Source organism: Phenylobacterium conjunctum (genome assembly GCF_042679085.1).
Classification (GTDB): domain Bacteria; phylum Pseudomonadota; class Alphaproteobacteria; order Caulobacterales; family Caulobacteraceae; genus Phenylobacterium; species Phenylobacterium conjunctum.
The window spans coordinates 1-20,836 of record NZ_JBHTLQ010000045.1; the positions used below are offsets into that span (position 1 = coordinate 1).

Below are 20,836 nucleotides of genomic sequence, written 5' to 3' on the forward strand. Positions count from 1 at the left end.
CCGGCCAGCCAGGCGCCCAGCGCCAGCAGCACGGCCAGGGCCAGCAGGCGGGCCAGGGCGTCGCTGCCGGCCTGCACCGTCAGCACCCAGGCCAGCCAGCCGGCGGCGCCGTACATCGGGAAGCTCATGGCCCGGCGGAAGGTCTCCATCCAGGCGCCGGGCTTGGGCAGGCTGGCCAGGAGGGCGGGCGCGAAGGCCGCAAGGGTGAAGGGCGCGGCGAAGCCGAGGCCAAGGCCGGCGAACACCGCCAGCGCCGAGGCCGGGTCCTGGGTGAGGGCCCAGCCCAGGGCGGGCGCCATGAAGGGCGCCGTGCAGGGGGCGGCGACCACGACGGCGAGCGCCCCGGTGAAGAAGGCGCCGGCCAACCCGCCCTTGGAGGCGAAGTCCTGGCCCACGCCCTGCAGCGAGGCGCCGATCTCGAACAGGCCGGACAGGTTCAGAGCGACCGCCAGCATCAACAGGGCCAGCACCGCCACCACCGGCGGCGCCTGCAGCTGGAAGCCCCAGCCCACCGCCGCCCCGCCAGCGCGCACCGCGATCAGCAGGCCGGCCAGGCCTAGGAAGGTCGCCAGCACCCCGGCCAGGAAGGCCAGGCCCTGGCGCCGCGCGGCGGCGTGCTCATGGGCGTGGCCGGCCAGCGACGCGGCCTTCATGGCCAGGACCGGGAAGACGCAGGGCATCAGGTTGAGGATCAAGCCGCCGACAAAGGCGAAGGCGATGGCCGCGACGAGGCCGAGCCCGCCGGACGCCTTGCCCGCAGCGGCCGGCGCAGCAGGCGCGCCCAGGCCCGAGGCGCCGGCCGGGGCCGCGCCGGCACTGGCGGTGATCTCGTAGGCCTTGCCCTTGAGGGCCAGAACGCCGGCCAGCTCCGTCGGCGGCTTACCCTCCGCATAGCCCGCGGCCGGCGGAGCCAGGGTCAGGGTCAGGCCGTCGGGGCCCCGCTCGATGGCCTGAGGCTTGGCGTGGTCCAGGACGGTGGGGGAATAGGGATAGAAGTAGGCCCCGGCCAGGTCGGCGCCCTTCAAGGCCTCGCCGGTGATCGCCAGGCTCAGGCCGGACTTGGCAGGGGCGAACACCGCGCTCAGGCCGGCGGGCTTGGGCGCATCGGCCAGGGCCTTGGCGATAGCGGCGCCCCACTGCAGGTCGGCGCCGGCGGGCTTCGCCGTCACCGGCAGGGTGAGCGAGACATCGGCGTCCTCGGGCACGCACACATCGGCGCAGACCAGCAGATAGACCTTGGCCTTCAGGGTGACCGCCTCGCCCACCTTGGCGGTCTTGGGCGCGGTCAGCGGGATCGGCAGCAGGACCTCGTCCTGGTAGCCGTAGTTCATCAAGGGCCCGGTCATGTGCTGGCCCGGCGTCGCCCAGACGATGTCCCCGGCGGTGAAGCCCTGGGGCAGGCTCCACTCGATCTCGGTGGCCTGGCCGGAATCGCCGGAATTGCGCCAGTAGGTGTGCCAGCCGGTCTCGATCACCTGGCGCAGGGCGACGTGGATCGTGCCGCCCGGCGAGATCCCTTCGGCGTCAGCCACCAGCGAGGCCTGGACATGCGGCTTAGGCGCCTGGGCGACGGCCGGCAGAGCAAACGCCAGGAGGCCGAGCGCCCCCATCATGCTGGCGATCAAGCGTTTCATGCGCGTCCCCCAAGGCTCAAGGCCGCTATATGGGCCTTAGCCGGGTTTCCGCAAAGCGCTCGACTTGTCGCGCGAGGCCGCCATCATCGACGAATCAGCTGGAAGCTCAGGGAGACGGCGTCTTGCCCGCGAATTTCGACGACATCGAGATCGGCCAGGTGGTGTCGCTGGGCGAGGTGCGGGTCGATTCCCGCGCCCTGGAGAGCTTCATCGAGTCCTTCGCGCCCGGCTGGCCGGCCGAGCGCGGCGCGCCGGACGCCATGGTCTATGCGATCTGGACCCGGCTGGACGCCGCCGCGGCCCTGGGTTGGCCCCAGACCAAGCGCCTGGGGGTCGACGCCCTGCGCTGGGTGCGTAATCCGCCGGCGGGCGAGGCCCTGCGCGGCCGGATGACGGTGATGGGCAAGGATCCCGTCGGCGACGGCAAGGGGATCATCATCGCTCAGCACGATCTGTTGGATGAAGCGGGCCGGCTGGTGTTTTCCTGCCTGACCCGCTCCGTCTTCGCGCGCTGATCGTCGCCGATCAGCCCGCCGCGGCGTCGGCGGCCACGGCGTTCTTGTAGATCTGCAGCGCGATCAGCTTGTCCCAGCCGTGCAGCGAGATCAGGTGCGCGTAGATCTGCATCAGCGCGCCGTTGTTGCGCAGCTCGACCAGCTTGTCGGTCGGCAGGGCGTTGAGCTTTTCTTCCGACACGCCCCAGAACTCGGCCACGGTCTGCGGCTCGCCGGCGGAGCCGTCGGCGTTCATCGGGGTGTGGGTGGCGCTCTTCAGCTCGAACAGGTCCAGGTCCTTCAGGATCTGGACGAAGTTGTTGGTCCGCTGACGCTCGAGTTCGTAGTTGTTGCAGAACTCGATGCAGTTCTGGGTGTACTCGGTCGGCGAGTTGTCGGCGTTGAAGAACGGCAGGTCGCCGCCTTCGGAGATGAAGTCCGCGGCGCGGTCGATGCACAGGATCATCTGGTTCGCGCCCGAATCATTGGCGAACACGAAGGGATAGCGGCGGATATAGGCGGGCACGTAGATGCCGGCCTCGAAGATGCCGTCCTCGCGCAGGTACAGGTTTTCGCCGGGGTTCAGGCCCATGACGGCGAGCGGCATCTTGTCGTCGCCGACGAAGATGATCGGGCTGGACAGGGCGGCCAGGGAGAACTCGGTCACGGCCAGCGGCACCGCGTGGCCTTCCTTGGCGAAGCCGAAGGGACCATCGACCCGGTTCACGCCCAGGGACTTGTGCATTTCCGGCGAGAGCGGCTCGGGCTGCTTGTAGAACAGGACGTTGCCGGAGATCTGGCCGCCGGGGGTGAGCTTGGTTTCGCTAGCCATGTATTGCCTTCGCGGATCGGGACGCTCTTGCGAGCCTTAGATGGTGAGTGCGGACGGGCCGTCCTCACGGCCGATCTTCGCAGGGATGGCGCTTCTAGCCCAACGTAAGGAAGCCCGCAAATCGCCTCGCGCGCCGCTTGCCTGGCCCTCGCCTAGGCGCTTCAATCCTCCCCATAGAAGAACGACGTTTTGGAGGAAGCATTTTCATGCCCATTTTTTATCCCGACATCCTGAACCAGCGCACCGCCCCGCGGACCTTTTCCTACGGCGACAAGGACGTGATGCTCTACGCGCTCGGCGTGGGCCTTGGTCAGGACCCCATGAACGAGACCGAACTGCCCTTCGTCTATGAGAAGGGCCTGAAGGTCATTCCGACGGCCGCCACCGTGCTCGCCTCGGGCGCCGGCCGCGCCGGTCCCGCCCCGGACATGCCGCCTGGCCACCGCCAGAGCCAGATCAACTTCCTGATGGTCGTCCATGGCGAGCAGAAGGTCGAACTGCACAAGCCCCTGCCGACCTCGGGGACCTTCACCGCCGAGGGCCGCACCATCGGCGCCTATGACAAGGGCGAGGGCAAGGGCGCGGTGATCATCAACGAGACCGTCTGGACCGACGAGAAGGGCGAGAAGGTCGCCACCCTCACCGGGTCCACCTTCGCCCGCGGCGACGGCGGCTTCGGCGGCCCTTCCGAAGGCGCGCCCGAGCCGCACGCCGTCCCGACCCGCGCGCCTGACCTGTCGGTGGACTTCACCACCCGCGAGGACCAGGCCCTGCTCTATCGCCTGAACGGCGACCGCAACCCGCTGCACTCCGATCCGGACGTGGCCAAGCGGGCCGGCTTCCCGAGGCCGATCCTGCACGGCCTGTGCACCTACGGCATCACCTGCCGCGCGGTGCTGCAGGCGATCACCGACTTCGACCCGGACCAGATCTATTCGCACCAGGCGCGGTTCTCGGCCCCGGTGTTCCCGGGCGACACCATCACGGTGGACCTGTGGAAGGACGGCAAGGAGATCTCGTTCGAGGCCCGGGTGAAGGCCCGCAACGCCACCGTCATCAAGAACGGCCTGACCGTTCTGCGCTGATCCTCATGATCGCGACCCGCCGGTTTTCAGCCCGGCGGGTCCGGTCTATGGAGGCGGCATGACCTCCTCCTCCAAGCTCCTGTCCGGCTTCGCCGCCGTCGCGGTGGTGACCCTGGGCGCCTGCGCCGCCCTGCCCTTCCCGCACAAGACCCAAGCCCCCGCCGACGCGTCGTTGGCGGCCCCGACCCCCACCAAGCTTTCCGGCTATCTCTCGGCCACGGACATCGACGGCAAGGCCCTGCTCGGCCCGCCGCCGTCCCCGGACTCCTTACGCGGCCGCGCCGATCGCGAGGCCTATGAGCAGACGCGCAGCCTGCAGGGCTCGCCCCGCTGGGCCCAGGCCATCAAGGACAACGACATCTGGCAAGGCGGCGCCCTGGAGCGCTATTCCTGCGCCCTGGGCGTGCGCCTGGGCGAGCGCGAGACCCCGGCGGTGTGGAAGCTGCTGCACCGGACCGAGCTGGACGTCCGCACCGTCGGAACCCCGGCCAAGAATTTCTACAACCGCACCCGGCCGATGATCGGCGACGATCGGCCGATTTGTGTGCCGCGCGAGGACTGGATGCGCACCAACGCCTCCTATCCGTCTGGCCACGCCATGGTCGGCTGGTCCTGGGCCCTGATCCTGACTGAGATCCAGCCTAAGGCGGCCGACGGGTTGATGAGCGCCGGCAAGGCGGTGGGCGACAGCCGCGCCATCTGCGGCGTGCACTACCCCTCCGACATCGAGGCCGGCCGCACCCTGGCCGCCGCCATGGTCGCGCGCCTGCACGCCGACGCGAGCTTCCAGGCCGACCTCGCCGCCGCCAAGGCGGAACTCGCCAAGGCCCCGAGGGCGGAAGGGCTCAGCTGCCCGACCCAATAAATCCGTCATGGCCGGGCTTGTCCCGGCCACCCATGAACTCCGTATCGGCAGGATCAGGCGCGTATGGGTGGCCGGCACAAGGCCGGCCATGACGTCAGTTCGTTTGGCGCCGCGCGGCGAACACCACGTGCCGCCGCAAGGGATGATCCTGCGCTAACCTCGGATGATCGAAGTCCCGCGAGGGATCGTGGATCATCCCGATCTTCCGCATGACGGCCTGCGAGGCGAGGTTGGTGTCGGCCGTGAACGCTACGATCTCGGCCTCGTCGAGGTTGGCGAAGGCCCAGTCGAGGGCCGCCTTGGCGCCCTCGCTGGCCAGCCCCTGACCCCAGGTCTCCGGCGTGAGACGCCAGCCCATCTCGACACAGGGACTGACCGGAAGGCCCTCGACCCGCGCGAGGCCGATGAAGCCGATCACCCGCCCCGTCGCCTTCAGCTCCGCCGCCCACAGGCCAAAGCCGTGCGCGTCGATGTGGGCGTTGATGCGCGCCGCGATGGCGTCGCTGGCCGCCCGGTCCATGGGGCCGCCTAGCCAGGCATAGACGCGCGGGTCGGTGTTGACCGCCGCGAAGTCATCCAGGTCCGCGTCGCGGAACCCACGCAGGATCAGGCGAGGCGTCTCGATCATCAGGCCGGCCGCGGACCCGCCAGCGCGCCGTAGAGGTCGGTGCGCCGGTCGCGGAAGAAGCCCCAAGCGGCGCGGTGGCGGGCCAGGAAGTCCAGGTCGAAGGTGGCCGTCAGCACGCCCTCGTCGTCGCGGCCGAACTCAGAGACCAGGTCGCCCCGGTGGTCGGCGATGAAGGACGAGCCATAGAAGCCCTGGCCGCCGCCGGGATAGCCATCCCAGGGCTCGAAGCCCGTGCGGTTGGCGCCCACCACCGGGATCACGTTGGACACCGCGTGGCCCTGCATGGCGCGTCGCCACGGCAGGGCGGTGTCCAGGCTGGGGTCATGCGGCTCGGAGCCGATGGCGGTGGGATAGAGCAGCACCTCGGCGCCCATCAGGGCCATGGCCCGGGCGCATTCAGGGTACCATTGGTCCCAGCAGATGCCGACGCCCACGCGGCCGAACCGGGTGTTCCAGACCTTGAAGCCGGTGTCGCCGGGCCGGAAGTAGTACTTCTCCATATAGCCGGGGCCGTCCGGGATATGGCTCTTGCGATAGACGCCCATCAGCGCGCCGTCGGCGTCGACCATCACGAGGCTGTTGAAATAGTGCGGCCCCTCGCGCTCGAAGATCGAGATCGGCAGCACCACGCCCAGCTCCGCGGCCAGGGGCGCCAGCGCCGTCACGCATGGATGCTCGCGCCACGGATGGGCCTGCGCAAACCAGCGCTCCTCCTGGGCCACGCAGAAATAGGGGCCCTGGAACAGCTCCGACGGCAGGATCACCTGGGCGCCCTTGGACGCGGCCTCGCGGATCAGCTGCGCGGTGCGCGCGATATTGTCAGCCAGGTCGTCGCCATAGTGGGTCTGCAGGGCGGCGACCGAGATTGTGCGGGACATCAGGCAGGCTCCTGCTGGGTGATGCAGTGGAACGAGCCGCCGCCCGACAGGACGGCGTTGGAGGACAGGCCGATCACCGCCCGGTCCGGGAACAGGGCCTGCAGGGCCTGCAGCGCCAGGTCGCTGGCCTGGCCCTCCGAATAGATGGGCATGATCACGGCCCGGTTGGCGATGATGAAGTTCATGTGGCTGGCCGGCGCGGCCCCGCCCTCGCCGCCCTCGATCCAGCCGGGCGACGGGATGCGCGCGACGGTCAGGCGCCGGCCCTCGGCGTCGTGGGCGGCGGCCAGGCGGCGGGCGGCGTCATCATAGGCTTCCGTGTTCACGTCGCCGCGGCCGAAGCCCATGGGACAGGCCACGACGCCGGGCGCGACGAAGCGGGCCAGGTTGTCCACGTGGCCGTCGGTGTGGTCGTTCTCCAGGCCCTCGCCCAGCCAGACCACCTTACGCGCGCCCAGCGACTGGGCGAGCGCGGCCTCGGCCACCGCCTCGGTCCAGCCGGTGTTGCGGTTGGGGTTCAAGAGGCACTGGCCGGTGGTCAGGATCGTGCCGGCGCCGTCATGGTCCACGGCCCCGCCTTCCAGGATGAAGTCGTTGAGGATCATGGCCGTCTCAGAGGCCACGGCGATCTGGCCGGCCACCTCGTCGTCGTGGTCGAGCACGTACTTGCCGCCCCAGCCATTGAAGCGGAACGCCTGAGCGACCGGCCCGTGCGGGCCTTTCGCAAAGATCGGCCCGGTGTCGCGCAGCCAGATGTCGCCGAACCGGCCGGGGACGATCTCCACCCCCGTCACATCGCCCAGCAGGGCGCGGGCCGCGGCCTCGCCCTCGTCGCAGCCGGTCAGCAGGCGCACCCGCTCGCCGCCGGGACCCGCCAGGGCGCGGGCCAGGGCCGCCACCTCGGCCTGGGCCGGCTCGAGATTGTCCTCCCACAGCTCGCCATGGCTCGGAAAGCCCAGCCACATCGCCTTGTGGGGCGCCCATTCGGCGGGAACGGTCAGGGTCATGGCGGCTCCTTGGAGGGGCGGGGCGAAGAGGGGCGCAGATGGGCGGTGCGGACCGCGACGTCAAGCACCCAAACAAAAGGGGCGGCCCGTCGCCGGGCCGCCCCCAAAGCTCTAGATCGCTATGCGGCGATTAGAATTCGGCGTGCAGGGTCGCCACGAACGCCCGCGGATAGCCCGGTTGGAACTGGGCCGTGCCGTTGGTGTTGGTGGAGATGTCGGCGAGGTACTTCTCGTCGAACAGGTTCTTCACGTTGAACTGCAGGTAGGCCTTCTCCATGCCGATGTCATCGAGCTTGAAGCGCAGGTCCAGATCCCACAGGGCGTAGCCCGGAGCCTTTTCGGTGTTGGTCAGGTTCGTCCAGCGGCTGCCGACGAACTTGCCCTGGACGCCGAGGCTGGCCCAGTCGGTGATGTCCCAGTTGACCCGGGTCGCGCCTTGCAGCTTCGGCACTTCGTAGAGCGACTTGCCCTTGGTGGGCAGGATCGCGCCGCCGGCGCCGTTCGGGAAGTTCGACTGGATCTCCGACTGCACGTAGGAGAGCGAGGTGTAGAAGGACAGATAGTCCTCCGGCTTGTAGCTGAGCTGGGCGTCAACGCCCTTCAGCTTCACTTCGCCGACGTTCACCGAATAGAAGATGCCGGCCGCTTCATCGAACTGACGCTCAACGCGGTTCTTGAAGTTGTTGGTCCAGGCGTCGACCGAGACCAGCAGGGTCGGCGAGGTCCAGCGCCAGCCCAGGTTATAGGCGTCGGCGACTTCCGGCTGCGGGTTGACCACGTTGCGATCGTACAGGTCGTCGGTGCGCGGCGCCGACAGGGTCTGGGCGTAGCTCAGATAGACCTGCTCGTGGTCGCCGATGTCATAGGACACGCCGACGTTCGGCAGCACCTTGTCGTACTTGCGCTCGATCTTGCGGGGCTGGCCCCACAGGGTCGCGGCGCTCGGCACTTGCGAGCCGGCCGGGAAGGTGACGAAGGGCACGCCAGCGCCGTCGTTGGAGCCGACCACGACCGTACCCACCTGGTTGGTGCAGTAGGCGTTGAAAGTGTCGCGCATATAGCAGTTCTGGTTCAGCTCACGCTTGAAGAACGGGGCGCGGGCGCCGAGGTTCACCAGCACCTTGTCTTCCAGGAAACGGCCACGGTACTCGACCGCGATCTGGTTCAGGGTCGCGAAGGACTGACGGTCACGGCGGCGCAGGATCGAGCCGTCCGACAGCTTGATGGCCTGGCCGTAGCCATCCTTACCACCGAACACGTTGCCCGGGTCGCCGCCGGCGCTGAACAGGCTGGCTTGGCCGGTCTGACGGTGACGAGCGTAGTCGTAGGTGTAGGAGGCGCGCAGGCTTTGGCCGTCCGCGAACTTCCAGATCAACGACGAGTTGACCGTGTAGCGGCGGGTGTTGGTGGTGTTCGGCCAGTAGACCAGGACGCGGTCGATGGTGTCGCCGTCGCCGTTCAGGTCGGTCGGCGAGCGCAGCTGCGGGTCGTTTTCCGGCATGATCGTCCGGCCACCGCCGTTGGCGATCACGTACTGGAACGCCGGGTCGATGGTCAGGACCAGGTTGTCGGTCAGGTGGAACAGCGACTGGCCACGCAGGTTGCCGGTGTTCGACGGGTTGATGTTGTTGCCGACATAGTTGGCGCAGGCGGCGGTGAAGCCGGTCGCCGAGGTGGCTTCGTTCTGGATCGTGCCGGCCACCGGGGTCGGACGGGCGCAGGCCGCGTCGTAGGGCAGCTTCACGCCTTGCTGGAACTGGGCCAGGGTGATGCGGCGGATGAAGTTGTTGCGGTTGACGTTGTAGTTGGCGATCAGGCTGACGAAGTCGCCGTTGTCGCCCAGCTCTTGATAGATGCGGGCGTTGTACTGCGTCTTGTCGATCTTGCCGGGCGCGTTGAAGATGTCGTTGGTCGCGCGGTTGTAGCTGGCCCAGGCCTTGGTGCCCCAGGGGCCGACCTTGCCGGTTTCGATCACGCCGTAGATGCGGCGGAAGTTCTCAGAGCCGACGCCCAGGTCGAAGCGCGCGCCGAACTCGTCCTGCGGCTTGCGGGTGATGTAGTTGATGGTGCCGCCGGCGGCCGCCGCGGTCGGGCTGTCGACGTCGGTGGTGCCCAGGTTCACGTCGACCTTTTCGATCAGGTCGCCGTCCAGCTGCTGGTTCGGATAGACGGCGTAGTTGCCGCTGTCGTTCAGCGGGATGCCGTCCTGGATCAGGGCGATGCGCTGGCTGTCGAAGCCGCGCAGGGTGATGTCGCCGCCGGCCGAACCGAAGGCGTCGTTGCCGGTGAAGTTCACGCCCGGCAGCAGGTTGATGGTGTCCAGCACCGTCGCGCCGGGGGTCTGGGTGGAGATGAACTCCTGGCTGATGGTCGAGCGCGCCTTCGGCTCTTCCACCGCCACCATGCCGTCGAGGCTGCGGGTGGCCTGGCCGGTGACGACCAGTTCTTCAACGACCGCGGTGCCGGTCGACTGGGCCATCGCGCTGGTCGCGAGCACCATGCCCGCCAGCGCGCTGGTGGCGCACAGAGCGCGCCGGAAAACGATGTTCATGTGGATCCCCTCCATCGAGCCGGGGGGACGCCTGCCCAGGGCCCCCCGAGTGGCGCCCCTATAGCGCGGAATTGACGGGTGTTGGTGACGCTTTTGTAACGGTCGTAAGGAGTTGTAACACTGCTGCGCAAATGCCACGCATCGGCCCTTGCATGGTGGGCCGCGCCGGGACAGGGTCCGCGCCTGCGAAGGAGCCCTGCTTGAGCCGCAAGCCTTTATCCGTACAGGGATTGAGCGCCGAATGGCGCGGCGCGCTGTGGATCGCGGCGGGCCTGACCGTGGTTCGACTTGTCGCACTCTTTTCGACCAGGCTGGAGCTCTATCCGGACGAAGCCCAGTACTGGGTTTGGTCGCGCACCCTAGATTGGGGATATTTTTCCAAGCCGCCGATGATCGCCTGGGTCATCTGGGCCACCACCCATCTGGGCGGCGATTCTGAACCCTGGGTGCGCCTGGCCGCGCCCCTGTTCCACCTAGGGGTGACTCTGGCCGCCTTCGGGATCGGGCGCCGACTCTATGGCGCGGCCACCGGGTTCGCCGCCGCCGCCCTCTACGCCCTGACGCCCGCCATCCAGCTGTCCTCGCTGGTGATCGCCACCGACGCGCCGCTGCTGTTCTTCCTGGCCCTGTCGCTGCTGGCCTATGTGGAGCTGCTGGCGGCGACCGAAGCGCGGGCCAGGCTGGCCTGGGCGGCCGGCCTTGGCGCGGCCGTGGGCCTGGGCTTCCTGTCGAAATACGCGGCGGTCTACGCCATCGCCGGCCTTGTCCTGCACCTCGTCATCTCGGCCCAGGCCCGAAAGGCCTGGACCCTGCCCGCGGCCGCCGCGGCGCTTGGCGCCTTCGCCCTGATCCTGGCCCCCAACCTGATCTGGAACGCCACCCACGGCTTCGAGACCCTGAAGCACACCGCCGACAACGCCGCCTGGGGCGGCCGCCAGCTGTTCAATTTCGCCGAGCTCGGTCAGTTCCTGGGCTCGCAGTTCGGGGTGTTCGGGCCGATCCCCTTCGCCGTGCTGATCGGCGGCTCGGTCCTGTTGGCCTGGCGCCGACGGCTGACCGAGGCCGACCTGACCCTGATGTGCTTCGCCCTGCCGCCGCTCCTGATCGTCAGCGTCCAGGCCTTCATCAGCCGGGCCAACGCCAACTGGTCCGGCGCGGCCTATGTGGCGGGCGCGATCCTGGTGGCCGCCTGGCTGATGCGCTGGCGGGCCAAGGGCTGGCTCTTGGCCGCCATCGTCAGCCAGGGCGCCCTGGCCGGCCTGTTCCTGGCCTGCGTCCTGTCCCAGCCCTTCGCCGAGAAGATCGGCCTGGCCAACGCCTTCAAGCGCGCCAAGGGCTGGGAGGCCACCGTCCACGCCATTGTCGAGCGCGCCAGTGTCGATCCCGGCCTGACCGCTGTCGCCGTGGACGACCGCTTCCTGTTCAACGCCGCCGGCTATTACGGGCGCGACTTCTTCCAGGCGCCGGGCGCGCCGCCCCTGAGGATGTGGGTGCGCGAAGCCCATCCCAACAACCAGGCCGAAACCACCGCCCCGCTGACCCCCGCCCAAGGCCGCCGCGTGCTCGCCGCCAGCCTGGAGCTGGTCTATCGCGACGAACTGGCCGCCGACTTCCGCGCCGTCTCGGATCGAGAGATCAATTCGGTGATGCTGGACAAGAAGCGCCGGCGCCGGATCGAGACCTTCATTGGCCAGGACTTCGCGCCCCGGCCGCGCGATCCGGTCACCGGCCTGCCCACACAGCCTTGAGCCGGGCCTCGCGCCCGCAGCCGACGCGATAGGCGTTGTAGTTCACCGGGTTCTTGCGGGCGTAGTCCTGGTGATAGCCCTCGGCCGGCCAGAAGGTCATGGCCGGGCGGATCTCGGTGGCCACCGGCTTCTTCAGGATCTTGGCCACCTTGGCCTTCACCTGCTCGGCGGCGCTGCGCTCAGCCGGGTCGGCCACGAACACCGCGGTGCGGTAGGACGGGCCGTAGTCACAGATCTGCCCCGCCGGGTCGGTGGGATCGATATTGTGGAAGAAGGCGTCGACCAGCTGCGGATAGCTGATCTTGGCCGGGTCATAGGTCACCCGGATCGCCTCGAAATGTCCGTCGTGGTTCTCGTAGGTGGGGTTCTTCCGGACGCCGCCGGAATAGCCCACCACCACGTCCTTGACGCCGGGGGTGTGCTCGATGTCGTGCTCGGCCGACCAGAAGCAGCCGCCCGCGAAGATCGCGGTCTTGTAGGGGCCGGCGGCGGAGGCGGCGCTCGCGGCCCCGGCGACGGCAAGCGTGACGATCATCAGGCGGCGGATCATGGGGGTCTCCGGTCTCGGTGAGGTTACGCGGGCGTGGCTACAAGGGATGCGGCCATCTCAATCCAGGCGCAGCAGACGGTCCAGGGCGAAACGTCCGCCGCCCCGGGCGATCAGATAGATCAGCAGCCCGGCCCAGCTCAGGTGGGTCGGCCAGGCGTCGGGATAGACGAAGATCTCGATCACCAGGGTCATGCCTAAGAAGGCCAGGGCCGAGGCCCGCGTGAACAGGCCCAGCACCAGGAGGATCGAGAACAGGTGCTCGGCATAGGTGGCCAGATGCGCCGCCAGGTCCGGCGGGATCAGCGGCAGGTGATATTCCTCCCGGAACAGGGTATAGGTCCCGTCGGTGATGTGGATCAGGCCGTCGACCTTGGTCCGGGCCGACTGGAAGAACACCCCGGCCACGCCGAGGCGGGCCACAAGGGCGATGAGGTCTTCGGGGATGCGTTGGGTCAGCGCCGTCAGGCGGCCATAGGTCTGGGCGATCATGCTGGGATATCCGTGAAGCCGGCGAAGGCGCCGGCGGCGATAAGGGTTGAGAACAGGCCGGCCAGGTCCAGGCCAGGCTCAGTGGTCAGCGCGGCCTCAGCCGCCTGGGCCAGGCTCTGGCCCGCCCGGCAGGCGGCCAGGAAGGCGGCACCGCCAGGGCTGAGCGACAGGGTCTCGACAGTGAGGCGTGGACGCAGGACCAGGACGGCGCTCGGCGCATCGTCCAGCTCCAGGGCCTCCGACGCCGGCTCCGCGCGCAGGGCCAGCCACAGCTCGGCCAGGCCGTCGTCGAAGGTGAACAGCCGGGCGCTCGGATGCAGGGTCGGGGCCGTGACCGCGAAGTCCTCCGCGCCCAGGGCCTCAAAGGCCGCGGCCTCAAGCGGCGCGGCGTCCTCGGCCAGGTGCGCCTCCACCCAGGCCCGGTCGAGCCGGGCGAGAGCGGCCAGGAATGGCATGGCTGCGGCGGGCGCGAAGCCCTCCAGCCAGTCGGCGAAGTCGCCGCCGTGGTCCAGCAGCGAGGCCTTGGCCGGCGGTCGTTCTGCGGCGTGGCGGACAGCGGCGGCGCTGAGCCAGGCCTCCCCCGTCACCTTGGCCACGGCGGGAAAGTTGGCGACCAGGGCGTCGGCGCAGCCCTTGGCCACGGTGTTGCGATAGACGCTCACCCCCGCGGGCTCGGCGCCCCAGGGCGCAAGCGCGGCGTCGTCGCCCGCCAGTGCGGCCGAGAACGCGTCCTGGAACAGGGACAGCTCAGACATGGGCCAGCGCTCCCGCCAGCAGGCCATGGGCCCGGTCGCGCTCGGCCATCAGCTCGGCGAAGGCCGGGACCTTGTCGTCCCGCTCGATCAGGGTGGGCCGGGGCCCGATCCGTTCGATCAGCCGGGCGTAGAGGCTCCACACCGTTTCCGCCACCGGCGCGCCATGGGTGTCGATCAGGAGGTCGCAGGTCGCATCGGCCTCGTGGCCGGCCAGGTGGATCTCGCCCACCGCCTGGGCTGGCAGGGCGTCCAGATAGGCCCGCGCATCGAAGCCGAGGTTGTGGGCGCTGACCGCCACATTGTTCACATCGACCAGCAGGCCGCAGCCGGTCTTGCGGACCAGCTCGGCCAGGAATTCCACCTCCGCCAGGTCGTGCCCGTTCAGCGGCGTATAGAGCGACGGGTTCTCGATGAGCACCCGACGGCCGAGGACATCCTGCATCCGGCCCACATTGTCGGCGATGCGGGCGAGCGCCTCTCGGGTGCGGGGAAACGGCAAGAGGTCCGGCGCATAGGCGCCCCGCCGCTTCGACCAGGCCAGGTGCTCGGAGACCACGAAGGGCTCGAACCGGTCCACCAGCGCCTTCAGCGCCGCCAGGTGCGCCGCATCCGGCGCCTCATCGGCGGCGAGCGACATCCCCACCCCGTGCAGGGACAGGGGATGCTTGGCCCGGATCGCCTCCAGCCAGGCGAGCCGCGGCCCGCCGGCGCACATGTAGTTTTCGGGGTGGACCTCGAACCACAGCCCCTCCGCCCCGCAGTCCAGGGCGGCCTCATAGTGCTGGGGCTTCAGGCCGATCCCGGCGGTGGGGGCGGAGGGGGTCACGTTCAGGCCTTGGGGGTCAGGGAGCCCATGCCGTGGGGCGTCTTGGTGGTGACGCAGGTCCCCTTGGGCACCCGCTTATAGGCCTTCCCGTCATAGTCGACCTTGGAGGTCCCGGCGCAGGTGGCGCCGGCGGCGGCCTTGCAGTCATTGTGCCCGGCCAGGGCCGCGCCGTAGCAGCGCTCGGTGGTCAGCAGCTTGGGAATCTGGGCCAGGCGGGCCATCTGACCGGCCTGGGCGGCGCCGGCGCTGAGCGCCAGCAGACCGGCGGCGGCGAGGCCCGCGCGGGCGAGGGTCTTGGGGGTCATGGAGATCTCCCGGGGTCGTCTGGAAGGAGAGTCGCGGCGGGCCGGCTATGGCCCGCCGCAATCAGGCTCAGGCCTTGGGGGTCAGCGAACCCATGCCCTTGGGCGTCTTCATGGTGACGCAGGTCCCCTTCGCCACTTCCTTGAAGGCCTTGCCGTCATAGTCGACCTTGGACGAGCCGGCGCAGGTGGTGCCCGCCCCCGCCTTGCAGTCATTGTGGCCAGCCATGGCCACGCCGTAGCACTTCTCCGTGGCGGCCGGCTTGTCGGCGGCGAGCGCAGCGCCGCCGGTCAGGGCCAGGAGGGCGGTGGCGGCGAGGGTGGTCTTGATCGCGTTCATCTGGGTCGTTCCTCTAGGTTGGCAGGAGGGCCGCGTCCGGCGGCGCTCACAGACCCAGTTCGCAAGCCGCGCGGCTCAGGTTACGCAGACCCTCGATATTTTTTTCGGCGGCCAGTCGTGTAACCTTTGGCCCGTTCCCCCCGAACTCATGGAGACTCGCCCGCGTGGCCGCAGACCTCGAGGACCGCCTGAAGGCCTTGATGCTGCGCGGCCAGGCCGGCGACGCCGCCGCCTGGCGCGAGCTGCTGGCCCTGCTCAGCGTGCGGCTTCGGATGTTCTTCGCCCGCAGGCTCGATGGCGGCGCGGACGTGGAGGACCTGGTGCAGGAAACCCTTCTGGCGGTGCACCGCCGGCGCATGACCTACGACCCGGCCCAGCCGTTCACGGCCTGGGCCCACGCCATCGCCAAGTACAAGCTGATCGATCACTGGCGGCGCAACCGGACGCGGAAGCACGAGCCTCTCGACGACCTGGCCGACTTCCTGGCCGCGCCGGAAACCGAGGCGCCGGAGACCCGCGGCGATCTCGACCGGGTGCTTGCGCACCTGCCGGATCGGCAGCAGAAGCTGGTGCGTGACGTGAAGCTTCAGGGCCTGAGCCTGGCCGAGGCCGGCGCCCGGGCCGGGATCAGCGAAGGCGCGGCCAAGGTCGCCCTGCACCGGGCCCTAAAGGCCCTGACCGAATTCGCCCTGAAAGGGCGCGACGACAAGGAGCGCGGGTGAAGACCGACGACCTGATCGAGGCGCTCAGCCTGGACGTGGCCCCCGCCGCCGGGGTCCGCCCCCGCCTGGCCGGGGCGGCGGGCGCGGGTGCTGTGGTCGCCTTCGCCCTGGTCGCCCTGTGGCTGGGGTTCCGGCCCGACTATCCGGCCGCCTTCGCCAAGCCGATGTTCTGGATGAAGGCGATCTATGCGGCCCTGATCGCCCTGGGCGGTTTCTGGTGCGTGGATCAGCTCGCCCGTCCCGCCGGCTCCGGCCGCAAGGGCGTAACCTTCGTCCTGGTCGTCTTCGGCCTGATCTGTCTCGCCGCCCTGGTGCGCTGGTTCATCACCCCGGCGGAGGACCGCATGCCGCTGTTGATGGGCCAGTCCTGGCGGGTCTGCCCGCGCAATATCCTGGCCCTGTCCCTGCCGATCCTGGCCGCCACCCTGGTCGTGGTCCGCCGGCTTGCCCCCACCCGCCTGGTCCTGGCCGGCGCGGCGGCGGGATTGTTCTCCGGCGGGGTCGCCGCCGTAGTCTACGGCCTGCACTGCCCTGAGAGCACCATGCCCTTCGTGGCGGTCTGGTACAGCCTGGGCATCAGCGCGCCAGTGGTGATCGGCGCTGTGCTGGGGCCTTGGGCCCTGCGCTGGCGTTAGGCGCAACAACGGGTGTCGTCCCGGTTTTCGCGCAGCGAAAGACCGGGACCCATAGACACAGATTTTTCCGGATCGCCCCGCGCCTATGGGTCCCGGCTCTCCGCTGCGCTTCGGCCGGGATGACACCGGTGTGGGACTAAACCGCCACCTCGAACGCGGCCTCGGTCTTGGCCCGCACCTCGTCCACGGTCACGCCGGGGGCCAGGGCGGTCAGGGTCACCGGGGTCTTGCCGCGGTTCGCCTGGAAGACGCCCAGGTCGGTGACCACCATATCCACCACGCCCGCACCGGTCAGCGGCAGGGAGCAGGCCTTGACCAGCTTGGGCGCGCCCGACTTCTCGGTATGCTCCATGACCACGACCACCCGCTTGACGCCGGCCACCAGGTCCATGGCCCCACCCATGCCCTTCACCATCTTCCCCGGCACCATCCAGTTGGCGAGGTCGCCATTGGCCGCCACCTGCATGGCGCCCAGGATGCTGAGGTCGATGTGCCCGCCGCGGATCATGGCGAAGCTGTCGGCCGAGCTGAAATAGGACGAGCTCGCCAGCTCGGTGATGGTCTGCTTGCCGGCGTTGATCAGGTCGGCGTCCTCGTCCCCCTCAAAGGGGAACGGGCCCATGCCCAGCATGCCGTTCTCCGACTGCAGGGTGACACTCATGCCTTGCGGGATATAGTTCGCCACCAGGGTCGGGATGCCGATGCCCAGGTTCACATAGAAGCCGTCGCGCAGCTCGGCGGCGGCGCGGGCCGCCATTTCATCGCGGGTCCAGGCCATCAGACACTCTCCCGCGCGCGCACCGTGCGCTGCTCGATCCGCTTCTCGTAGGACGCGCCCTGAAGGATACGGTCCACATAGATGCCCGGCGTGTGGATGTGGTCCTTGTCGATGGAGCCCACCGGGACCAGGTGCTCGACCTCGGCGACACAGACCTTGCCGGCCGTGGCCATCATCGGATTGAAGTTCCGCGCCGTCTTTCGATAGACGAGGTTGCCCTCGGCGTCGCCGGTGTGGGCCTTGACGATCGACAGGTCGGCGGTCAGGCCGCGCTCCATCACATAGAGCTCGCCATCAAACTCGCGGACTTCCTTGCCCTCGGCCACCAGGGTGCCGACCCCGGTCTTGGTGAAGAAGGCCGGGATGCCCGCCCCGCCGGCCCGGATGCGCTCGGCGAGCGTGCCCTGCGGGTTGAACTCCAGCTCCAGCTTGCCGGACAGGTAAAGCTCGGCGAACAGCTTGTTCTCGCCCACGTAGGAGCTGATCATCTTGCGGATCTGGCCGGCGCCCAGCAGGACGCCGAGGCCAAACCCGTCGATCCCGCAATTGTTCGAGATCACCGTCAGGTCCTTGACCCCGGTGTCGCGGATCGCCGCGATCAGGTTTTCGGGAATGCCGCAGAGGCCGAAGCCCCCGGCCATGATGGTCATGCCGTCGAACAGCAGCCCCGAGAGCGCCTCGACCGCATCCTTGCGAACCTTGTCAGCCATGCCATCTGATTACGCCGCACTGCAGCATTTGAAAACCTCCCTTACGTAAATCGCGCCCACCCCCCGCGAACTCGGGCATAGTCCCGGCGACGCCAAAGGATCTCCGACCCCATGCACGGACAAGACCTGCTCATCCAGGCCCTGGTCTACCTGACCGCCGGGGTCATCTCCGTGCCCATCGCCAAGCGGCTGGGCCTGGGCTCGGTGCTGGGCTACCTGATCGCCGGCGTCCTGGTCGGACCCTTTGTCCTCGACCTGGTGGGCGAGGCGCACGACGTCATGACCTTCGCCGAGTTCGGCGTGGTGATCCTCCTGTTCCTGATCGGGCTGGAGGTGCGGCCCGCCCTGCTCTGGCGGATGAAGACCGCGATCTTCGGGCTTGGCGGCGGCCAGCTGGCCCTCACCGCCATCGCCGTTGGCGCCGGCGCCCTCACTCTCGGCATGAGCTGGAAGCCGGCGCTCGCCACCGGCCTGATCCTGGCCATGTCCTCCACCGCCATCGTGCTGGCCAACCTGGAGGAGCGCGGCCTGCGCCAGGGTCCTGTGGGCGAGGCGGTGTTCGGCGTGCTGCTGTTCCAGGACCTGGCGGTCATCCCCCTGTTCGCCATCCTGCCCCTGCTGGCCGTGCATCCGGCCGCGGCGGAGGCCGCGACCCACGCCGGCGGGATCGCCGATCTGCCGGCTTGGCAGCAGGCGGGCCTGGCCATGGCCGCCATCGCCGCGGTGGTGTTCGGCGGCCGCTACGCCATCCGCCCGGTGTTTCGCTTCATCGCCGCCGCCCGCCTGCGCGAGATCTTCACCGCCTTCGCCCTGCTGCTGGTGGTGGCCGTCGCCGCCCTGATGGAGCTGGTCGGCCTGTCCCCGGCGCTCGGCGCCTTCCTGGCCGGGGTGGTGCTGGCCGAGAGCGAGTTCCGGCGCGAGCTGGAGACTGACATCGAGCCGTTCCGCGGCCTGCTGCTGGGCCTGTTCTTCATCACCGTCGGCGCGGGCCTGGACTTCGACGTGGTGATGTCAAAGCCGCTGCTGATCCTGACCCTGGTGCTGGGCATGATGGGGCTGAAGGCGGTGGCCATGTACCTGACCGGCCGGGCGCTGGGCCTGACCCGCCCCGAAGCCGGGGTCAGCGCCGTGGCCCTGGCCCAGGGCGGCGAGTTCGCCTTCGTCCTGATCAGCTTCACCGTCGGCGCCCGGATCTTGCCCGCCGAGTATGGCAAGCTGCTGTCGGCGGTCGTCGCCGTGTCGATGGCGCTTACTCCCATCGCCTTTGCGCTCTACGCCCGCTTCGTCCTCAACCGCTCGGTCGCCGAAGGCGCCGCGCCGGAGGAGACCGCCTTTGACGAGGCGCCCCAGGTGATCGTCGCCGGCCACGGCCGCTTCGGCCAGATCGTCAGCCGCCTGTTGCTGGCCAACGACATCCCCACCGTCACCCTGGATTCCAGCATCGAGCAGATCGAGCTGCTGCGCCGGTTCGGCCGCGAAGTGCACTATGGCGACGCCGGCCGCCTCGACCTGCTGCGCGCCGCCGGCGCCGAAAAGGCCAAGCTCTTGCTCATCGCCATCGACGACCAGGACCGGGCCGTCGAGATCGTCGAGGCCGCCCGCGACGCCTTCCCGCACCTGACCATCCTGGCGCGGGCCTTCGACCGCCGGCACGCCTATGACCTGCTGCGCAAGGGCGCCGACGGCATCGAGCGCGAGACCTTCGAGGGCAGCCTCAAGTTCGGCGAGAGCGCGCTGAAGGCCCTGGGCTTCTCCACCCGCCGGGCGACCAAGGCCGCCAGCCTGTTCCGCAAGCACGACATCGCCACCTTCGAGCGCCTGGCCCCGGTCTGGGGCGAGGACCGCTACATCCTGGCCAGCCGCGACGCCGCCGAAACCATGGACCGCCTGCTCCGCGCCGACCTGGACCAGATGGATCTGGACGACGAGGACGAGACGGCCCCGAAGACGGCCAAGGCTTCCTAGAGCCCCATCCTCCACACCCCGAATTTGATCCAGGTCTGGAGACAGGCCCGTCTCAGGTGTAGGGGTTCGCCCATGAGCGACAGCATCCAGCCGGTCTCGTTCCGGAATTTCGCCACCGACTTCGCCGGCTTCTCGCAGGAGCTGGGGACGTCCTTCGCCACCTACGGCTTCGCGGTCATCTCCGACCATGGCCTCGACCAGGCCCGGATCGACGCCGCCATCGCCGCGGCCAAGGCCTTCTTCGCCCTGCCGGAGGAGACCAAGAAGGCCTATGTCGTCGGGACCGGCGGCCAGCGGGGCTACACCCCCTTCGGCATCGAGACCGCCAAGAACCACGAGCACTTCGACCTGAAGGAGTTCTGGCACATGGGCCGGGACCTGGCCCCGGGCCACAGGTACGAAGGGATCATGCCGCCCAATGTCTGGCCCTCGGACGTTCCCGCCTTCCACGCCGACGTCGCCTGGCTGTTCAACGCCCTCGACGCCATGGGCGTGAAGGTGCTGGAGGCCATCGCCAGCTATCTGAACCTGGATCGCGGCTTCTTCGCCCCGACCGTTCAGGACGGCAACTCCATCCTGCGCCTGCTGCACTATCCGCCCGCGCCCTTCGATGGCCCCAACATCCGGGCCGGCGCGCACGAGGACATCAATGTCATCACCCTGCTGCTCGGCGCGGAAGAAGCGGGTCTCGAAGTCCTGAAGAAGGACGGATCCTGGCTGCCGATCAGCCCGCCGCCGGGCGCCTTGGTGATCAATATCGGCGACATGCTGCAGCGACTGACCAACCATGTCCTGCCGTCCACCACGCACCGGGTGGTCAATCCGGCGCCGGAGCGTCGCGGCTTCCCGCGCTATTCGACGCCCTTCTTCCTGCACTTCAATCCGGACTACCTGATCAAGACCCTGCCGACCTGCGCAGGCCCTGAGCGTCCGGACCGCTACCCGACCCCGATCACCGCCGACGAGTTCCTGCGCGAGCGCCTGCGGGAGATCAAACTCCTGTAGGTTGCCGGACGGCGAAGGTTCGCCACGGAAATTTAAC

22 protein-coding genes are annotated in these 20,836 nt (G+C 69.1%); 8 read left to right on the forward strand and 14 right to left on the reverse strand.

Features of this window, described 5'->3' with window-relative positions:
* On the reverse strand, nucleotides 1–1,634 hold a 1,634-nt coding region (locus ACFQ27_RS16235; protein WP_377354341.1), incomplete at its 3' end, for a protein-disulfide reductase DsbD family protein.
* Between the two features lie 122 nt (nucleotides 1,635–1,756).
* On the opposite strand from ACFQ27_RS16235, the gene ACFQ27_RS16240 reads away from it, so the two are divergent.
* Nucleotides 1,757–2,149: an acyl dehydratase gene (locus ACFQ27_RS16240; protein ID WP_374346054.1), complete on the forward strand. Its 393-nt coding sequence runs from the start codon at nucleotides 1,757–1,759 to the stop codon at nucleotides 2,147–2,149.
* A gap of 10 nt (nucleotides 2,150–2,159) precedes the next feature.
* On the opposite strand, the gene ACFQ27_RS16245 is transcribed toward ACFQ27_RS16240, so the two are convergent.
* Entirely contained in the window at nucleotides 2,160–2,960 is an 801-nt protein-coding gene (locus ACFQ27_RS16245; RefSeq protein ID WP_374346052.1) for a SapC family protein, read from the reverse strand.
* Nucleotides 2,961–3,166: 206 nt separating this feature from the next.
* On the opposite strand from ACFQ27_RS16245, the gene ACFQ27_RS16250 reads away from it, so the two are divergent.
* Both ACFQ27_RS16250 and ACFQ27_RS16255 read left to right on the forward strand, forming a co-directional pair.
* The gene (locus ACFQ27_RS16250) at nucleotides 3,167–4,045 is read left to right on the forward strand and encodes a MaoC/PaaZ C-terminal domain-containing protein (RefSeq protein ID WP_374346050.1); all 879 of its coding nucleotides are present in this window, start codon (nucleotides 3,167–3,169) and stop codon (nucleotides 4,043–4,045) included.
* A gap of 58 nt (nucleotides 4,046–4,103) precedes the next feature.
* Nucleotides 4,104–4,910: an acid phosphatase gene (locus ACFQ27_RS16255; RefSeq protein ID WP_377354342.1), complete on the forward strand. Its 807-nt coding sequence runs from the start codon at nucleotides 4,104–4,106 to the stop codon at nucleotides 4,908–4,910.
* Nucleotides 4,911–5,004: 94 nt separating this feature from the next.
* Here ACFQ27_RS16255 and ACFQ27_RS16260 read toward each other — a convergent pair whose 3' ends face one another.
* The 4 genes from ACFQ27_RS16260 to ACFQ27_RS16275 all read right to left on the reverse strand — a co-directional run bounded on the left by ACFQ27_RS16260 (nucleotide 5,005) and on the right by ACFQ27_RS16275 (nucleotide 9,974).
* Complete coding sequence (locus ACFQ27_RS16260) at nucleotides 5,005–5,538, reverse strand: GNAT family N-acetyltransferase (RefSeq protein WP_377354343.1); 534 nt, start codon at nucleotides 5,536–5,538, stop codon at nucleotides 5,005–5,007.
* Nucleotides 5,538–6,416 (reverse strand): N-carbamoylputrescine amidase, encoded by an 879-nt coding sequence (aguB, locus tag ACFQ27_RS16265; RefSeq protein ID WP_374346047.1) that lies wholly within the window; start codon nucleotides 6,414–6,416, stop codon nucleotides 5,538–5,540. Before aguB ends, ACFQ27_RS16260 begins: the two co-directional genes overlap by 1 nt.
* Nucleotides 6,416–7,423 carry an agmatine deiminase family protein gene (locus tag ACFQ27_RS16270; protein ID WP_374346045.1) on the reverse strand — a complete coding sequence of 336 codons (1,008 nt, stop codon included), beginning with the start codon at nucleotides 7,421–7,423 and terminating at the stop codon, nucleotides 6,416–6,418. The genes aguB and ACFQ27_RS16270 overlap by 1 nt, the downstream gene beginning before the upstream one ends.
* Nucleotides 7,424–7,553: 130 nt before the next feature.
* On the reverse strand, nucleotides 7,554–9,974 hold the full coding sequence (locus ACFQ27_RS16275; protein WP_377354345.1) for a TonB-dependent receptor: 2,421 nt from the start codon (nucleotides 9,972–9,974) through the stop codon (nucleotides 7,554–7,556).
* 200 nt (nucleotides 9,975–10,174) lie between these two features.
* On the opposite strand from ACFQ27_RS16275, the gene ACFQ27_RS16280 reads away from it, so the two are divergent.
* Nucleotides 10,175–11,722, forward strand: a complete 1,548-nt coding sequence (locus tag ACFQ27_RS16280; RefSeq protein WP_377354346.1) for an ArnT family glycosyltransferase — start codon at nucleotides 10,175–10,177, stop codon at nucleotides 11,720–11,722.
* Here ACFQ27_RS16280 and msrA read toward each other — a convergent pair.
* The 6 genes from msrA to ACFQ27_RS16310 form a co-directional block, all read right to left on the reverse strand.
* Nucleotides 11,697–12,269 (reverse strand): peptide-methionine (S)-S-oxide reductase MsrA, encoded by a 573-nt coding sequence (gene msrA / locus ACFQ27_RS16285; protein ID WP_377354362.1) that lies wholly within the window; start codon nucleotides 12,267–12,269, stop codon nucleotides 11,697–11,699. The two genes, ACFQ27_RS16280 and msrA, sit on opposite strands and share 26 nt — an antisense overlap.
* 60 nt (nucleotides 12,270–12,329) lie before the next feature.
* Nucleotides 12,330–12,761, reverse strand: a complete 432-nt coding sequence (locus tag ACFQ27_RS16290; RefSeq protein WP_377354348.1) for a DoxX family protein — start codon at nucleotides 12,759–12,761, stop codon at nucleotides 12,330–12,332.
* Nucleotides 12,758–13,516 (reverse strand): HvfC/BufC family peptide modification chaperone, encoded by a 759-nt coding sequence (locus tag ACFQ27_RS16295; protein WP_377354349.1) that lies wholly within the window; start codon nucleotides 13,514–13,516, stop codon nucleotides 12,758–12,760. The genes ACFQ27_RS16290 and ACFQ27_RS16295 overlap by 4 nt, the downstream gene beginning before the upstream one ends.
* Nucleotides 13,509–14,342, reverse strand: a complete 834-nt coding sequence (gene bufB / locus ACFQ27_RS16300; protein WP_377354350.1) for an MNIO family bufferin maturase — start codon at nucleotides 14,340–14,342, stop codon at nucleotides 13,509–13,511. The genes ACFQ27_RS16295 and bufB overlap by 8 nt, the downstream gene beginning before the upstream one ends.
* 2 nt (nucleotides 14,343–14,344) lie before the next feature.
* A complete protein-coding gene (bufA1, locus tag ACFQ27_RS16305) occupies nucleotides 14,345–14,647 on the reverse strand; it encodes a BufA1 family periplasmic bufferin-type metallophore (protein ID WP_377354352.1) in 303 nt (100 codons plus the stop codon).
* A 67-nt stretch (nucleotides 14,648–14,714) separates the two neighbouring features.
* On the reverse strand, nucleotides 14,715–14,984 hold the full coding sequence (locus ACFQ27_RS16310) for a BufA1 family periplasmic bufferin-type metallophore (protein ID WP_377354353.1): 270 nt from the start codon (nucleotides 14,982–14,984) through the stop codon (nucleotides 14,715–14,717).
* Nucleotides 14,985–15,184: 200 nt separating this feature from the next.
* On the opposite strand from ACFQ27_RS16310, the gene ACFQ27_RS16315 reads away from it, so the two are divergent.
* Together ACFQ27_RS16315 and ACFQ27_RS16320 are read left to right on the forward strand one after the other, a co-directional pair.
* The gene (locus ACFQ27_RS16315; RefSeq protein WP_377354364.1) at nucleotides 15,185–15,706 is read left to right on the forward strand and encodes a sigma-70 family RNA polymerase sigma factor; all 522 of its coding nucleotides are present in this window, start codon (nucleotides 15,185–15,187) and stop codon (nucleotides 15,704–15,706) included.
* Entirely contained in the window at nucleotides 15,703–16,341 is a 639-nt protein-coding gene (locus tag ACFQ27_RS16320) for an NrsF family protein (RefSeq protein ID WP_377354354.1), read from the forward strand. Before ACFQ27_RS16315 ends, ACFQ27_RS16320 begins: the two co-directional genes overlap by 4 nt.
* Before the next feature lie 136 nt (nucleotides 16,342–16,477).
* On the opposite strand, the gene ACFQ27_RS16325 is transcribed toward ACFQ27_RS16320, so the two are convergent.
* Nucleotides 16,478–17,119: a 3-oxoacid CoA-transferase subunit B gene (locus ACFQ27_RS16325; RefSeq protein WP_377354355.1), complete on the reverse strand. Its 642-nt coding sequence runs from the start codon at nucleotides 17,117–17,119 to the stop codon at nucleotides 16,478–16,480.
* The gene (locus tag ACFQ27_RS16330) at nucleotides 17,119–17,829 is read right to left on the reverse strand and encodes a CoA transferase subunit A (RefSeq protein ID WP_374346026.1); all 711 of its coding nucleotides are present in this window, start codon (nucleotides 17,827–17,829) and stop codon (nucleotides 17,119–17,121) included. The genes ACFQ27_RS16325 and ACFQ27_RS16330 overlap by 1 nt, the downstream gene beginning before the upstream one ends.
* Nucleotides 17,830–17,940: 111 nt before the next feature.
* Between ACFQ27_RS16330 and ACFQ27_RS16335 the strand changes: the two genes are divergently transcribed.
* Together ACFQ27_RS16335 and ACFQ27_RS16340 are read left to right on the forward strand one after the other, a co-directional pair.
* On the forward strand, nucleotides 17,941–19,794 hold the full coding sequence (locus ACFQ27_RS16335; RefSeq protein WP_374346025.1) for a monovalent cation:proton antiporter-2 (CPA2) family protein: 1,854 nt from the start codon (nucleotides 17,941–17,943) through the stop codon (nucleotides 19,792–19,794).
* Between the two features lie 72 nt (nucleotides 19,795–19,866).
* Nucleotides 19,867–20,799 (forward strand): isopenicillin N synthase family dioxygenase, encoded by a 933-nt coding sequence (locus ACFQ27_RS16340; RefSeq protein ID WP_374346024.1) that lies wholly within the window; start codon nucleotides 19,867–19,869, stop codon nucleotides 20,797–20,799.
* Nucleotides 20,800–20,836 lie beyond the last annotated feature (37 nt).

Bases quoted from the DNA above. Each gene is read 5' to 3' on its own strand.
- ACFQ27_RS16245 (WP_374346052.1), bottom strand. From the start codon at position 2,960: ATGGCTAGCGAAACCAAGCTCACCCCCGGCGGCCAGATCTCCGGCAAC.
- ACFQ27_RS16250 (WP_374346050.1), top strand. From the start codon at position 3,167: ATGCCCATTTTTTATCCCGACATCCTGAACCAGCGCACCGCCCCGCGG.
- ACFQ27_RS16255 (WP_377354342.1), top strand. From the start codon at position 4,104: ATGACCTCCTCCTCCAAGCTCCTGTCCGGCTTCGCCGCCGTCGCGGTG.
- ACFQ27_RS16260 (WP_377354343.1), bottom strand. From the start codon at position 5,538: ATGATCGAGACGCCTCGCCTGATCCTGCGTGGGTTCCGCGACGCGGAC.
- aguB (WP_374346047.1), bottom strand. From the start codon at position 6,416: ATGTCCCGCACAATCTCGGTCGCCGCCCTGCAGACCCACTATGGCGAC.
- ACFQ27_RS16270 (WP_374346045.1), bottom strand. From the start codon at position 7,423: ATGACCCTGACCGTTCCCGCCGAATGGGCGCCCCACAAGGCGATGTGG.
- ACFQ27_RS16275 (WP_377354345.1), bottom strand. From the start codon at position 9,974: ATGAACATCGTTTTCCGGCGCGCTCTGTGCGCCACCAGCGCGCTGGCG.
- ACFQ27_RS16290 (WP_377354348.1), bottom strand. From the start codon at position 12,761: ATGATCGCCCAGACCTATGGCCGCCTGACGGCGCTGACCCAACGCATC.
- ACFQ27_RS16295 (WP_377354349.1), bottom strand. From the start codon at position 13,516: ATGTCTGAGCTGTCCCTGTTCCAGGACGCGTTCTCGGCCGCACTGGCG.
- bufA1 (WP_377354352.1), bottom strand. From the start codon at position 14,647: ATGACCCCCAAGACCCTCGCCCGCGCGGGCCTCGCCGCCGCCGGTCTG.
- ACFQ27_RS16310 (WP_377354353.1), bottom strand. From the start codon at position 14,984: ATGAACGCGATCAAGACCACCCTCGCCGCCACCGCCCTCCTGGCCCTG.
- ACFQ27_RS16315 (WP_377354364.1), top strand. From the start codon at position 15,185: ATGCTGCGCGGCCAGGCCGGCGACGCCGCCGCCTGGCGCGAGCTGCTG.
- ACFQ27_RS16325 (WP_377354355.1), bottom strand. From the start codon at position 17,119: ATGGCCTGGACCCGCGATGAAATGGCGGCCCGCGCCGCCGCCGAGCTG.
- ACFQ27_RS16330 (WP_374346026.1), bottom strand. From the start codon at position 17,829: ATGGCTGACAAGGTTCGCAAGGATGCGGTCGAGGCGCTCTCGGGGCTG.
- ACFQ27_RS16335 (WP_374346025.1), top strand. From the start codon at position 17,941: ATGCACGGACAAGACCTGCTCATCCAGGCCCTGGTCTACCTGACCGCC.
- ACFQ27_RS16340 (WP_374346024.1), top strand. From the start codon at position 19,867: ATGAGCGACAGCATCCAGCCGGTCTCGTTCCGGAATTTCGCCACCGAC.